At 40.5% G+C, this 13,696-nt stretch carries 13 protein-coding genes; 3 read left to right on the top strand and 10 right to left on the bottom strand.

Annotated features, from left to right (window positions below; translation table 11 throughout):
- Positions 1 to 52: 52 nt before the first annotated feature.
- Positions 53 to 883, bottom strand: a complete 831-nt coding sequence (locus MORIYA_RS07495; RefSeq protein ID WP_112714026.1) for a formate/nitrite transporter family protein — start codon at positions 881 to 883, stop codon at positions 53 to 55.
- Between the two features lie 341 nt (positions 884 to 1,224).
- Complete coding sequence (locus tag MORIYA_RS07505) at positions 1,225 to 2,547, bottom strand: IS4 family transposase (protein ID WP_112714029.1); 1,323 nt, start codon at positions 2,545 to 2,547, stop codon at positions 1,225 to 1,227.
- A 364-nt stretch (positions 2,548 to 2,911) separates the two neighbouring features.
- On the opposite strand from MORIYA_RS07505, the gene MORIYA_RS07510 reads away from it, so the two are divergent.
- Entirely contained in the window at positions 2,912 to 3,841 is a 930-nt protein-coding gene (locus tag MORIYA_RS07510; protein ID WP_162629248.1) for an AraC family transcriptional regulator, read from the top strand.
- A 51-nt stretch (positions 3,842 to 3,892) separates the two neighbouring features.
- Here MORIYA_RS07510 and MORIYA_RS07515 read toward each other — a convergent pair whose 3' ends face one another.
- The 3 genes from MORIYA_RS07515 to MORIYA_RS07525 all read right to left on the bottom strand — a co-directional run bounded on the left by MORIYA_RS07515 (position 3,893) and on the right by MORIYA_RS07525 (position 5,004).
- Positions 3,893 to 4,369, bottom strand: a complete 477-nt coding sequence (locus MORIYA_RS07515) for a methyltransferase family protein (protein ID WP_112714033.1) — start codon at positions 4,367 to 4,369, stop codon at positions 3,893 to 3,895.
- A gap of 36 nt (positions 4,370 to 4,405) precedes the next feature.
- Positions 4,406 to 4,624 carry a DUF6500 family protein gene (locus MORIYA_RS07520; RefSeq protein ID WP_112714035.1) on the bottom strand — a complete coding sequence of 73 codons (219 nt, stop codon included), beginning with the start codon at positions 4,622 to 4,624 and terminating at the stop codon, positions 4,406 to 4,408.
- A gap of 71 nt (positions 4,625 to 4,695) precedes the next feature.
- Positions 4,696 to 5,004, bottom strand: a complete 309-nt coding sequence (locus MORIYA_RS07525) for an antibiotic biosynthesis monooxygenase family protein (RefSeq protein ID WP_112718502.1) — start codon at positions 5,002 to 5,004, stop codon at positions 4,696 to 4,698.
- A gap of 387 nt (positions 5,005 to 5,391) precedes the next feature.
- Here MORIYA_RS07525 and MORIYA_RS07535 point away from each other — a divergent pair, with 387 nt between their 5' ends.
- Positions 5,392 to 5,544 (top strand): type II toxin-antitoxin system YafQ family toxin, encoded by a 153-nt coding sequence (locus tag MORIYA_RS07535; protein WP_232011554.1) that lies wholly within the window; start codon positions 5,392 to 5,394, stop codon positions 5,542 to 5,544.
- Between the two features lie 46 nt (positions 5,545 to 5,590).
- Here MORIYA_RS07535 and MORIYA_RS07540 read toward each other — a convergent pair whose 3' ends face one another.
- The 5 genes from MORIYA_RS07540 to sbcD all read right to left on the bottom strand — a co-directional run bounded on the left by MORIYA_RS07540 (position 5,591) and on the right by sbcD (position 12,760).
- Positions 5,591 to 5,956 (bottom strand): hypothetical protein, encoded by a 366-nt coding sequence (locus tag MORIYA_RS07540; protein WP_112714039.1) that lies wholly within the window; start codon positions 5,954 to 5,956, stop codon positions 5,591 to 5,593.
- 7 nt (positions 5,957 to 5,963) lie between these two features.
- A complete protein-coding gene (locus tag MORIYA_RS07545; protein WP_112714041.1) occupies positions 5,964 to 6,986 on the bottom strand; it encodes a hypothetical protein in 1,023 nt (340 codons plus the stop codon).
- A gap of 183 nt (positions 6,987 to 7,169) precedes the next feature.
- Positions 7,170 to 7,655 carry a hypothetical protein gene (locus tag MORIYA_RS07550; protein WP_162629249.1) on the bottom strand — a complete coding sequence of 162 codons (486 nt, stop codon included), beginning with the start codon at positions 7,653 to 7,655 and terminating at the stop codon, positions 7,170 to 7,172.
- Between the two features lie 195 nt (positions 7,656 to 7,850).
- Positions 7,851 to 11,522 carry an AAA family ATPase gene (locus MORIYA_RS07555; RefSeq protein WP_112714045.1) on the bottom strand — a complete coding sequence of 1,224 codons (3,672 nt, stop codon included), beginning with the start codon at positions 11,520 to 11,522 and terminating at the stop codon, positions 7,851 to 7,853.
- Entirely contained in the window at positions 11,522 to 12,760 is a 1,239-nt protein-coding gene (gene sbcD, locus MORIYA_RS07560; protein ID WP_112714047.1) for an exonuclease subunit SbcD, read from the bottom strand. Before sbcD ends, MORIYA_RS07555 begins: the two co-directional genes overlap by 1 nt.
- 169 nt (positions 12,761 to 12,929) lie before the next feature.
- Between sbcD and MORIYA_RS07565 the strand changes: the two genes are divergently transcribed.
- Positions 12,930 to 13,685 carry an MBL fold metallo-hydrolase gene (locus MORIYA_RS07565; protein WP_112714049.1) on the top strand — a complete coding sequence of 252 codons (756 nt, stop codon included), beginning with the start codon at positions 12,930 to 12,932 and terminating at the stop codon, positions 13,683 to 13,685.
- Positions 13,686 to 13,696 lie beyond the last annotated feature (11 nt).

The raw sequence follows: 13,696 nt of genomic DNA on the forward strand, positions 1-13,696 counted from the left end.
CCTTTTGGATGCGCTGCATTATTCTACGATCAATGATGTTACGACAACGCATTCATGCTGGAGTCGACTGATCAGATAATTTACGCTGTGCAGAAGTCTTAACATGGGTGACATACAGCGGTAAACCGACTAATAACAAGCCACCTGTTAAGTTACCCAATACGGTTGGAAGTTCATTCCAAATAAGGTAATCCATTAACGTGAAATTGCCACCCATGATCATAGAAAATGGGAATAAAAACATATTGACAATCGAATGCTCAAAGCCCATAAAGAAGAACAGCATAATAGGCATCCACATCGCCAGCATTTTACCCGTCGCAGAGGTCGAAATCATCGCACCGACAACCCCCATTGATACCATCCAGTTACACAACATGGCACGAATGAAAATAGTAAACCAACCCGCTATGCCATACTCTTGATAACCCAGAGTCCGAGCTTCACCGATACCGCTCACTTTTGCCGCCAACGCACCGCCGTCGGTATTGTAACCATAGGTTAAAATGAAAGAAGCAAAAAAAGCCACGAGCAACGCACCACCAAGGTTACCTAAAAATACCAATCCCCAATTACGTAAAAGTAGATTTTTGGTACAACCTGGACGTTTATCGATGACTGCCAAAGGCACAAGAGTGAACACTCCGGTCAACAAGTCAAACTTCATTAAATACAACATAATAAAACCGACTGGGAATAAGATTGCCCCCAGTAATGGCTGCCCAGTTTTAACAATCACGGTGATCGCAAAAAAAGCAGCTAAGGCTAAAATAGCACCAGCCATAAAAGCCCGAACTAAGGTATCCCTAGTAGACATAAATATTTTTTGTTCACCGGCATCGACCATCTTGGTCACAAATTCTTTTGGTTCAATATAAGACATTTCATACTCCCTGTAGTGTTAATTACACTACAAGTAGCTATTTTGATGCCAACTTATAAAATATATTATTATTCAACTACATACGATCAACCCCACCCCTTTTAATAGAGTTACAGCACCAATCAAGTGCAACAACGCCCATAAATTGCTCACAAATAGGTATATTTAGTGTGTTAGCTCAAACTTTTTCAGCCTCTATACTTATACACTCGATGAATTAAATATTACCGCTATATTCATCCTAGATATTCTTTTAATTGAGCTATGATCGGCGGTATTGTCGGTGCACAGACGCTAGGTACAGCTTCAATATCAAACCAGTAGCACTTGGGTAATGCCGTTCACTTAAGGTGAACGGCATTTCTTTTTTTCACGGGATACCTATCCTTTGAGCATTTCAACAACCTTGGATATTTCCTCTCTCGCCGATTTGGTAAAATAAATTGCTTGGCAGCCTGAGTAATATTCATTGTGTACTTAGGTATATTCCCTGGAGTACAAAATGATAATTGAGTTAGCTCATGAATGATGTGCATCGAAGCACCATGAAAACTTAATTGATTTGGGTGGATGTCATCGAGTGATGTTGCCATTAGCACCATCTGATAGCGTATTAAATTATACGCAAGTAATATGCCCCATAACTCTTGCCTAATGAGTTCTGGCTGATTACTTCGTAAAGTAAATCGGTTGTCTAATAACGATTGTTTCATTTCTCTGAATCCAAGTTCAATTTCCCAACGATGTGCATATAAATCGATTATATCAGCTGGCGGAAAACGCATTGGGTCTGTCATCGATGTCAGGATCTGGACATCTTTCCCTTTGATTTTTCTTGTTAATAGACGAGCTTCCATTGTCTTTGGTAGTTCAGGGAACTTTTTGCGTGATTGAGGTGTAGTTGTTAGTTTGATGAGTTTATCTTGTCGTCCAAAACTTCTAATCACTTCATATTGAGTGTTCTTTTTAAGCGGAATTAACCAGTGACGCATCTCACCCGTTGTTTGCCAACGATGCAACAAACCTAATGAATAAAAGCCTCTGTCGAATAATGTCAGGCTGTGATCAGGGGTATTATCAATTAATCCTAAGGCAAGATTCATCTCGTTAACTTCAACGCTATCAAAAACACTGTTTGTTAATAAATGGCTCGTTAGTTCCATCTGACATACCATGCGAACTTGAGGGTAACTTGCTTTACCATGTTGAGAGCCCGTTCTAGCGAACCCTTTACTGTTTTCATCAGTATCTGGCGTTCGCCATACAACACCGTCGACACCTAATAAATTTAATCCACACCAGTTTCCGTGGTTAGCAGATTGATTCCATTGTTTTTGGGTTTGCTGAAAGACAGATTCAATGACTTTACTTCCTAGTTTTTTTCGTGCTTGCGTGACGGCACTAGAAGCTACATACGGCATACCACTAGGTAAAATAATATCTAATTGGTTAAGTAGCTGGCGCATAGGGAATTTTCGAAATAGCGCCATGCCAATAACTGCCCATACCATATTTTCCATTGGTAGTTTACGCTTTCGAATAGTAGCAACACCGTTTTCTTTTAGTCCAGCATCAATTATTTCGGGAGAGAGAATGTCGGTTAAATTCTGAAACTCAGTGACATTATTTGAGTTAACTAAAGAAAGAGCTGTGGAAAGTTGCATAAAAAATCCGGTGAGTTCTGATCACCGGATTTTGATCTCATTTACTAAAAAAGCAAGATATTTAAGCTTAACTGATCGGCATTAAGCACTTGGGAGCCTTTGATGAAAATAATGTGGACTACATCTTGAATCATTTTAATCCTTAAATATGGTTTTTCTCTACGATTTAATGCCCGTATGTATTGTTAATTTGAGCGATTAACAAAGCAGAGACTTACCATTTCACGCCATCTGTTTGACAGCTAATGTCAGCAGCTCTAAAGTGTGCTCCAACCCTTCATATGGAGCAAAGATGCACTCACCTTATATCAATACTTGTTTCTTAAACGGATTTAGCTCTCTCGTACTTTCTAAAGGTGGAAATGTGTCTGCTCTTTACGAATCAGTTGGTTTAGATAAAGCTATATTTTCAGAAGATAGTTTGCTTATTCCTTATGACAAGTTTGTCTATCTTTTGGAGGCCGCAGCTGCGCAGTTAGACTTCCCCGACATCGCGATGCAATTAGCTCGACAGCAAGATATGATGATCTTGGCACCATTAGGTTCGATGCTCAGCGATTGTAATAATGTCTCGGAAGCATTAGAGGTGATCGTTAAATACCTAAAGATCTTAGTATCTGGTTATCAAGTGGATATTCAGGTACAACAAGACCACTTCACGGTCAGCTTTTATCTTGAACAGTCGCATATTCAGGAGTTAGTGCAATATCAAGATTATGCGATGGCGAGTGCGGTAAATATTCTCTATGGGTTACTCGGTAGATCTTTTCCAATTAGAGCCTGTTATTTTCTTCGCAGTGAACAAGATCAACAACGCATTTCTGAATATGCCCAATACTTTGGCTGTCCGGTCGCTTTTAATAATCGCACCCTTTCACTTACCTGTGACAATTCGGTTCTACAGCTCGACATCGGAAACCTTGTTAAACAGCTTAATACCAGAATCAATAATACCAAGCCAGTACACAACGAATGCATCGTGAAACGGGTTTCAAATGCGATTAGTTTTTCACTCACCAACAGCGTATATAGGTTAGAAGATATTGCATCATCGATGCATTATAGTCAGCGCACTCTCCAGCGTAAATTAGGTGAACAAAACACCTCATTCAGTGCGCTGCTTGATTCAGTCAGATTCAATATGGCGAATCAATATTTGAAAAACTCTTACTACCGCCAAACGGATATCGCAGTGCTACTTGGTTATAATAGTTTAAGCGCATTCAGCCGCAGTTATCATCGCTGGAGTAGTATTTACCCTAATGAAGCTAGAAAACGAATGCTAAAAGAATAATCAATAGCTCAACAACTTAAGTCTGCAAGGTAAATGCCAGCCTAGATGAACTCACAACCAGCGACGAACTTTTGCTTGATAACTGATGAATTCAGATCCGAAGATGTCTTTAAGCGCTCGCTCCTCAGGTTTAATCTGAAATTGGTTCATATAAAGCACGAAACCGACCACACCGATACTGACCCAAGGTGATGATAAATACATAACCCAAGCGAGTAAAAATAAGGCTAAGCCAACATACATAGGGTTACGTGATATGGCATAAATACCCGAACTTACTAGCGCAGTCGCTGCTTCAGGTTCTAAAGGGTTAACCGTTGTTTTAGCACTTCTAAAAGAAACCACACCCGCAATACAAAAAAAAATACCTAGAGCGACAGTCGCAGCTGATAATATCAAACGCGCCACGGTATTCATCTCAACCATAGGTACAACAAATGAAATAGCCCACATAGCAAACGCAAAAAGCCCCGCTACAAGTGGTGGTGGCACTCTATGTTTAAGTACCGTATTTTTAAGAGCTTGCATCCTAGTCTCCGAGGTTATCCACGTTGTGATATATCACTATAGTCCTGCCTGAATCATCTTCTTAATGACAACAGCTTTAACGAAGTGATCCAATTTATGTATTTGGATCCACCAAGTCGCGGCTTCCATCAACAACTCAGAGTTATCATTTTTGTTGGCGAAAAAGGCATAAAATGAAAGACCAACATTATCGCCTTTGCTGACTATTTTCTTATTACAAACATCGATTATTTTATTTCTTAATTCTTGTCTCATTATGTACTCATATTAAAAAGTGTTCTTCCATTTGTGGTCGATGTCAACTACGCAGCACCTATGTATATTTATTATATGCCATAATCTCGTTCTACTTTTAAAATACGCACCTTAAAAGAATCATACCAAAACTTACGACCAATTTTTTGAGCTGTTAAGTGCTCAGTGTTCGCTTTCCAATTTTTAATTGACTCGAGATCTGCCCAATAAGAAACGGTGATCCCAACATTTTCTCTTGCTGATTCAACGCCCAAAAATACAGATTGCTGTTCTGCTAATTCAACCATCCGCTTAGCCATTTCATCATAACCATGATCACCGTCTGTACGTGTCGAAGTGAAAATAACAGAAAAATAGGGGGTGTTGGCGATAACTGACATTTTTACTCCAAAGTATCTAATTCTGCAAACAACAGAGGCCACAAATCATGGCACTGAAGTGCAGAGTTTCACTGCTGATTGCTATGGGTTTTATCCCAACACTAATTGATTTTAACCCCAAATACCCGTATAGCGAATAACAAAAAAGATCGATAAAAATAGTGATTAAACACAATATTGCTAATTGAGGGATAATTGGATGAGATATATCAATAAAGCAGAGAGCGTCACAAGCCTCATTTCAGAATTAACTGAAGGCAAAGTTAACGATGTTACTTCTTGAATACTCAAATCAATTTAAAAAAGACTTCAAGAAAGTAACTAAAATGTCTATCCCTGACATTATTGAATGTAGGAAATGTAATTTCTACACTTCAAAAAGAGCTAGTGCTAGAAGCAAAGTATGTTGATCACCCTTTATCTGGTAACTGGAATGGTTTCAGAGATTGCCATGTTAAGCCAGACTTAGTCTTGATATATCGCCAGCATGAAAACGCCCTACAATTGGCTCGTATCGGATCTCACAACGACGTTTTTTAACTAAATAAGATGTCCTTGTCCTACTTAGAAAAGTTTGCTGTTTACTTTACAAGTTATATATTTTGCTCATAATTACACTTGCTACCATCAAGGCTATACTCGACATAAACCAACAAAAAGAAAAAATAAGCAACGTTTGAATATGCTGAGGTACATGAGTCCGTTTTTCAAACATGCCATAACGTTTAGCATGAAAAGACCAAAGGAAAACGGTTGCATACTGTAAGACCCCTTGCCCAGCAAAAAATATATTCAATGAATAGAATCTAACACCATCATCAAGAACATCCTCTAAATACGCTAACCATTTAGATTTCAAATAAACCACTAAACCTATCCAAATAAAAATACCAAAACAACCAGTAAATATTAAAAACATTGATATTTTTGAAGCTAAAGTAATCTCAGTCATAAATTAATTACCTAACACCAGTTAATTTATACAATTCTTCACCTTTCGATTTACCATATTCTCCACCATACGACCCTCCGGCATATCCTCCAGCACCTCCAGCAACAACGGAACACCAAAAAAAGCTAGACCCTCCAGATGGCAATCCAAAAATTAAAGAGCACGTAGCCCAAGCTGCAATAGCCCCACCAACAGTTCCTCCCGCAATACTTACTACAGCTTTCCCTGTTTGAGCATACTTAGCTTTACTACACACGGCTGTATCATTAACCGTACAAGCTTTTTGAATATTCATGACAGCATCAAAGCCAGTAAGTGCTATCCCTACATAACCGACGCGTTTTAAATTACGTGACATTTCTGCTACAACGGCATAATTTTTATGAAAGGTAGGGATTGTGGTGGCGTTAGCTGCTTGTTTGCTCCATTGATGAATCATGCTCTTACTACTTAGACCTAAGTTACCTCTAATATCACCAGAAACAAGTTTCCCACCAAAAGCAGGTTGTGTAAAACGACTAAGTGCAGCATCTAATCTCGCAAATTGTATTTTTCGTTGAGCAAAGAAGTTTTTATTATGTAAATTGCCACTTGATTGATAACTAGTGACATAAGCACGCTCTAAGTCTTTTAGAATAGATTTAACTTGGTTGGTATGAGCATTCCAAGCAGTATTGCTTACGCCTAAAAGTAAACCATTATAGCTAGCAACATTAGATAAAAATTCATATCTGTTTACGAGTAATTGCTTTTCAGAATTGCTCAATTTCAATAAGGTCAAGTCGACTGCTTTAGCTATATTTAAGAACTCTGATTCTTCAATTGTACATTCTTCGGAACCCTCAGGTGACAGTAATACCACTTGCCCAACTTGAACCATGCCATTTTTAATATGGGCATTAACCATTTTAAAGTGCTTATAGGTATCTTCTGAAGGAGAGTTATACATAATCATAATCAGCTGATCGACAGGCATCTGCTTTTCAACAATATGTACCGCTTTATTTCGTGCATTAGGTAGAGCATCCATGCTTTATTCCTCTAATTACATTAATTACATTTTACTTTGTCAACTGTCTTATTAACTAGTTCAAGCCATCATCGATAAGTTATCACGCATATAGCTTGTGCGGAAGATGAGAAAAGTACTAACTACCACTACTCGTTTCAGTGACTTTATTGAGCTAGAAAAACAGTGTTACAGCAAGTGTGATTAATTATCACAACCAAAATTTTCGATAATTCCATTATACGAATTATTACAAGTCCTGCTATTACCTGTATACCATCGTTTTAATTTTGTCGAAATAGCTAATTTAACATCCGACAATTGAATTTTATCTAACTGCCGGGTTTTACCTAATTCTATTATGTGCTTGCTCTCAGATTGAAATTCAGCACATAGATATAGTAATGCCTTTAATGATTTTCTAACATCCACAGGTAACTCATGCATTGCTTTCATCGAATGTTCTTTTAAGAATTCATAATTTATTTGCTTTGGGAAGACAAGTGGTGAAATATCCACAAAAGTAATCTTAGTGTGATCAACAAGCCATAGTTTACAAAAAATAAAATGAAAATTTCTCACCATACCCTCTGCATCGACAACTAAGTCACCTATTTCAACGAATAACGCTTTCAATGATTCCTCTGTTTTAATTTTTTGTTTTTTCTTTCTATAATGCCCGTAGCCCATATCGTAATTAAAATACCGATAAATGCACTTAAAGATGCCACAATTAAACTCGATATTAATGTCATATAACCTCATTGTTTAAACAAAACATTAAATATATTTTACAATCAAAAGTATAAATCCACATAGTATATAAAAAAGCGATAGCAAAAATCCTATCGCCTTTCAATTCATAGCCTATCGATAAACCTTAAACTAACCCACCACTTCAAACGAACTCAGCCCTAAACCACTGCCCTTGTTCACTCTAACCTGCACAGGAATACGTTCTTTTAAGGCTTCTACGTGACTAATTACACCAATCATCTTGCCTGACGCATTCAAGTTATCGAGTGCATCCAAAGCGATATCTAATGTCTCGGCATCGAGCGTACCAAAGCCTTCATCAAGGAATAATGAATCAATGCTGGTCTTATGGCTAACCAAATCTGACAAGCCCAGCGCCAGCGCTAAACTCACTAAGAAGCTTTCGCCGCCGGATAAGGTTTTGGTATCACGCACTGCATCGGCTAACCAAGTATCAACCACTTGTAAGGCCAAGGCTTCACTGCCAGATGCTAGCTTACGCTGTAACTGGTAGCGGCTGTGTAAACGGTTTAATTGTTGGTTGGCTAAAGTCACCAAATGATCCAGTGTTAACCCTTGCGCAAAGCGGCGGAACTTACTGCCATCTTTAGAACCAATCAAGCTGTGCAGGTAAGCTTTGTCATCGTAGTCTGCTTCACAGGTTTTAATCTGTTGATAAAAATCGGCTAAGTCGGCGTTACGAACTGCATCATCAGCAAGGCGCTGTTTCAACTCACCTTGACGTTGTAAACCTTGATTTAACTGTGTCGTTATCTCGTCTAATTGAGCAACCAGAGTGGCAATATCCAATGCAGTTACTTTAGCTTGTTCCAGCGTTAGCAAACGCTCATTGGCTTGTTCAAACAACGCCTGGCAACGTGTTAAGTTCGCGGTCAATTGTGATTTAAGCGCCAATAAACGCTGTTTTTCTTCTGTAGGCAGTAACGCCTGATTAAACTCAGCGTCAGAGGCAAAAGGACTTGCCGCTAATGCGTGTTGCCATGTCGCTAAACAATCACTTGATTCTTGCTGTTGCTGCGTCAAACCTTGTAGTAATGTCGTTAACTCACCTTGCTGTGCATGCAATTGATTCGATAATGCATGATCTTGTGTTGAACATGCTTGATGCGCTTGTTCTGCTGTCGTTAATTGCAGTTGCATAGCTTGTCGCGCTTCTGCCACACTACGCTGACCAAATAACTGCTGACGTTGTTGCTGTTTAGCAGTGAGGTCCTCAGACAAACTAGACAAGGTTTCTAGGGTTTGTGCTATCGCCAATTCCAGTTTCGTCAGCTGTTCACGTAATGGCGTAAGCTGAATTTCAGCCGCGACATACTGCTCATTCGCTGCCTGTAACAACTGCGCTTGCTGTTCCCAAGTTTGTAGTGCTTGCTGACACTGAACTAACCAGTGATCCAGTTGATTCCATTCCGGTAACGCAAGTCCTAGCTCTGTCACGCTATTAGTCAACGCTTGTTGTAACTCGGTTAATACTTGCCCTTGTTGCTGCGCTTCTTGCGCTAGTTTCTGATCGGCGTCTTGTGTTGCTTTGACATCGCGATTTACCAATTCAATTTGATGTTGCAGCTGTGCACTGTTCTTATCAAATTCAGTCAATGCCTGCTGCGCACTTTGTAATTGCATGTTCGCTGTTTTCAACGCTTGAATACGTTGTGATAACTGCGCTAATTGCACACCTTGCTGTTGGACAAATACCTGGGTATTGGCACTATCAGTGATCACAAGGTTGGCATTGAGTTGCTGATTATGATCCTGCCATTGCGCAATCAAAGACGCTAACTGCTGCTGCAATGTGGCATTACGATGATTAAAGTGTTCGAGCTTGGTATTCGCTTCTACTAAGCGGTTTTTAAGCTCACCGCCATCGGTTTCAATCTGCTTGAGGTTCAGCTCTAATTGGGCTTTACGCTGCACAGTCTGTGAATCGGCAATATGTTGGTATTCTTCCACCAGTGGATGCTCGGAAGAACCACATAACTGGCAGGCTTGCCCTGGCTCTAACTGACTACGTAATTGTTCTAGACTGGCAATTTTTTGTTCTTGTTCTAATAAACGCTGAACATCGTTTAACTCGTTCTTTTTGGTTTTAAACAGCTCGCGCTTGGCGGTGATCTCAACATTAATACCGCCGCGTTGTTGCTCTAATGCAACCATGCTTGCTTGATTAGCCTCAAACTCTTGCGACTCTGTCAGGTAACGCTGTTGTAAACCAGAAAGCTGTTCAACAATACCCTGTAAGCGTGACTGCTGGTTAAATGCCTGTTCCAGATCTGGTAAATCATCACCTACAAGTAAATCAGAGACTTGCTGCTGCGCTTGATTAACCGCGTCTTTCATCGACTGCTCGCGTTCAATATTAGCCGCAACGTTATTCGTTAACCGCTGTTGCGCAGCTAAACTCTGCTGTAATGACTGCTGATTGGCGACCTCTTGCAGCTGCAGTGTCGCCACATTAGCTTGCTGTTGATTGCATTGCTGTATCTGGCTTTGCCATAACGGTAATCGCATACTTAACTGCGCATCTTGTGCATGTTGCTGTTGATAGGTTTGGCATGCGTTAACCGTCGTCTTGGCTGTTTCGGCTGTTTGCGTTAATGCGGCTAAGCTCTGCTCCGTGGTTTGCAGTTCGCTATTTTGCTGTTGCTGCTGTGACTGACATTGCAACTGCTCTTTACTTAGCTGCGCACACTCATTATCCAATGGCATGATCTGCTCATTGATTAATATTTCTTGTGCTTGGCTTTGTTGTTTACTGGCATCAAGTTGTGCTTGGCTAGATTGCAGTTTAAGCTGGTTATCAGCAACCGCAGTTTGCGCAGATGTCACTGACGCTTGCAATGCCTGTTGCTTTTGTTCTAATTCAGCCAACTTGGTATTCGCTTGGCTTAAGTGGGTAAAAGGTAAACGTAATGCTTCTGCAGGTTCAGCCTGTTCTAATCTATTTAATTCGGACTGTTGAGTTGCGGTTTCTTGCTCTGCATTAACTAAACGCGTTTGCGCTTCGGTCACGCCGACTTGTGCCTTTTCAAGCTGTTCACGCCATTGCTTTTGCTGTTGTAAACTAGTTTGCTGCTGAGTAAGGTCGGTAACTAAGGTTTCTACCCCTGTTTGCTCACCGACGATCTCAGCACGTTGTTCGTCACTGAGTAAGTTAACCCCATCCGCTTTCGCACGGAGTTTATCTAATTCTGCTTTGGCTAGGTTATGGCTTTCAAATACCGCTTGGGAGATCTGGCCATAAATTTCGGTACCAGTTAGTTCTTCAAGTAATTCGGCGCGATCATTCGCTGGCGCATTCAAAAACGCGGCAAACTCACCTTGCGATAACAGCATAGATTTACGGAAACGAGAGAAGTCTAATCCGGTGATCTCAGCCACCAGCTGCTTTTTCAATTTCACTTGGCTGGCCAGAATATTACCCGATACAACTTCTGCCAGTTCTACCTTCATCTCTTGTAAATTGCCCTGCGGACTGTTTTTAGCCCGGCGCTGACTCCAACTGGCGCGATAACATTTACCCTGTACTTCAAATTCAACTTCAGCTGCACATTCTGCGGTATTACGCGTCATCACCTCGTTTTGCGATTTCGATATCACTAGGCGTGGCGTCTCGTGATACAAGGCCAGACAGATCGCATCTAAAATCGTGGTTTTACCCGCACCCGTTGGTCCGGTGATCGCAAATAGACCATTACTTAAAAACGGTTCTTGATCGAAGTTAAGCTGCCATTCGCCTTTTAACGAGTTAATATTTTTAAAGGAAAGACGTTTGATCTTCATTATTTTTCCTCCTGCGTTGCATGCTCGACTTGCTCTACAATCTGTTTAAAGGCTAATTCGATACGAGATCTACGGGCAATTTCCGCATCAGTGGTAAACTCAACGCCTGCTAAACAACGCTGGAAAACATCATTCACCGACAATTCTGATAGTGTTTCTTTTACTTGGCTATGCAAATGCTGCTCTCTGTCTTTACGGGCGCGACGTACTTGTAATACTTCAACAGGCAGGTCTGTGGTCATCATTTCAATGCGGGTTTGTAAATCGGTTAAATAATCTTGTTCTTGCACTTCGATGCTTAACCAAACCGGTAGCTCACCCTCGTGGCTTTTAAACTCGGCTAATTGTGTTTCAATACTTTCAAGGTTGCCTTTAAGTACCTGCATAGGCTGAAACTGGGGAATAGTTAATTCCGTTACCCCCTCTAACTTACCCTCGGAAAAATTCACCAGGTTAACGCTCTTTGGCTGTTTCACTTCATCAAAACTGAGTGGAATTGGTGATCCGCAATAACGGATATGCTCTGATTTTGCGACCTTCTGCGCGCGATGAATATGACCAAGGGCAATGTAATCGGCAGCCGGAAACTGATTAGCAGGGAATGCTTCTAGCGTACCAATATAGATATCGCGCACCGACTCGGTGACCGATACACCCAGCGCAGTTAAATGACCCGTGGCAATAATCGGCACTGCGAACCCAAGTTGTTCACGCTTTTGCTTAGCCAATTGATACAAGTTAGCGTAATGCTCAGTAATTGCCGCCCCTAAACGTTGCTGTTTCTCTGTACCTGATTGCCATGCTTCACTTTGCATCACATCACGGGGGCGAATAAACGGTACCGCGCAAAGCAATGCACCAACCTTACCTTGACGATCCTTTAACTCTAGCACCTGCTGTTCTAAATCAAGCGACACGCTCGAGATAACGCGGGTATTAAGCTGGGACAATAATTGCTTTGATTCATTTAATGTTGCCACAGAATCATGATTACCCGCTAGAATAATTAACTGACACTGGATTTTACTCATGGCAACAACAAAACTATTGTAAATCTCGCGCGCATAACTTGGCGGTGTGCCAGTATCAAAAATGTCACCCGCGACAATAACCGCATCCACTTGATGCTGTTCTATCTGCTTGAGTAACCAAGCCATAAACAGGCTGTGTTCATTAGCGCGACTTTTAGTAATGAAATGCTGGCCAAGATGCCAATCTGAAGTGTGCAGTATTTTCATGAAACGTTAGTTTCCTTGTGGTAAAGGTAAGCTATCGCTAGTGTAAATAAATACAGGTTTTACTTCCAGTTGTTTTAAGCATATTCGCTTAAGTTACAAAAAATTAACATCACTGTCATTCTGTGCGAGAATAACCAAACTACTACACATTTTAAAAGAAGTATTGTCCATGCAAATACACCACATTGAAGGTTATATTCAAACTATTCTGTTAGTCGAATATCCAGACAAGTTATTGTTACTTGATGGTGGCTGTCGATGTGACGTACCGGTGATAACAGCTTTCATTACTGAAACGCTACAGCGCGAGATGAGTGATTTAAAACTGATATTGGTATCGCATATGCACCCAGATCATGCTGGCGGTGCACACTTATTGCGTAAAAAATTTAGCTGTAAAATTGCCTCGGTTGGTTTTGAACAGCAGTGGTATCAAGGTTTCAAAGGACGTATTGGCCATGCTATTGATCTGATGTTGGCGTTATATGTGGCCCGCCGCAAAGGTAAGAAATTCAAAAATATTTATTATCATCCACATCTGCACCCCGATATTATTTTACACGACGAAACTTGTGTGCCTGACTTTAGCGAGTGGATGGTGCATTTTACCCCAGGACATACCGATCGTGATCTGTCGTTTTTACATCAACCCACACAACAGATGTATGTGGGTGACATGATCTTAAAACTAAAAAATAGATTCACCTCACCCTTTCCGATATACCAGCCTAAGGCCTACAAGCAATCATTGAACAAACTATTGCAACTTAACATCACTAAAATATTAATGGCGCATGATGGTTATACCGAAATTAGCCGTGAAGATATCCAGCGCTTAATCACCAAGAGTCCCAATCGACCGTTAACTGTCGAAAAAGTAATTAAGCACAAATTTAAAAGCTTCATTTTCAATAACAAAGCGTAAATATGATTGTG

Origin of the sequence: Moritella yayanosii (assembly GCF_900465055.1) — a bacterium.
Taxonomy (GTDB): Bacteria; Pseudomonadota; Gammaproteobacteria; order Enterobacterales; family Moritellaceae; genus Moritella; species Moritella yayanosii.

Bases quoted from the DNA above. Each gene is read 5' to 3' on its own strand.
- MORIYA_RS07545 (WP_112714041.1), bottom strand. From the start codon at position 6,986: ATGGATGCTCTACCTAATGCACGAAATAAAGCGGTACATATTGTTGAA.
- MORIYA_RS07525 (WP_112718502.1), bottom strand. From the start codon at position 5,004: ATGTCAGTTATCGCCAACACCCCCTATTTTTCTGTTATTTTCACTTCG.
- MORIYA_RS07540 (WP_112714039.1), bottom strand. From the start codon at position 5,956: ATGACTGAGATTACTTTAGCTTCAAAAATATCAATGTTTTTAATATTT.
- MORIYA_RS07565 (WP_112714049.1), top strand. From the start codon at position 12,930: ATGCAAATACACCACATTGAAGGTTATATTCAAACTATTCTGTTAGTC.
- MORIYA_RS07495 (WP_112714026.1), bottom strand. From the start codon at position 883: ATGTCTTATATTGAACCAAAAGAATTTGTGACCAAGATGGTCGATGCC.
- sbcD (WP_112714047.1), bottom strand. From the start codon at position 12,760: ATGAAAATACTGCACACTTCAGATTGGCATCTTGGCCAGCATTTCATT.
- MORIYA_RS07515 (WP_112714033.1), bottom strand. From the start codon at position 4,369: ATGCAAGCTCTTAAAAATACGGTACTTAAACATAGAGTGCCACCACCA.
- MORIYA_RS07555 (WP_112714045.1), bottom strand. From the start codon at position 11,522: ATGAAGATCAAACGTCTTTCCTTTAAAAATATTAACTCGTTAAAAGGC.
- MORIYA_RS07505 (WP_112714029.1), bottom strand. From the start codon at position 2,547: ATGCAACTTTCCACAGCTCTTTCTTTAGTTAACTCAAATAATGTCACT.
- MORIYA_RS07520 (WP_112714035.1), bottom strand. From the start codon at position 4,624: ATGAGACAAGAATTAAGAAATAAAATAATCGATGTTTGTAATAAGAAA.
- MORIYA_RS07550 (WP_162629249.1), bottom strand. From the start codon at position 7,655: ATGGGCTACGGGCATTATAGAAAGAAAAAACAAAAAATTAAAACAGAG.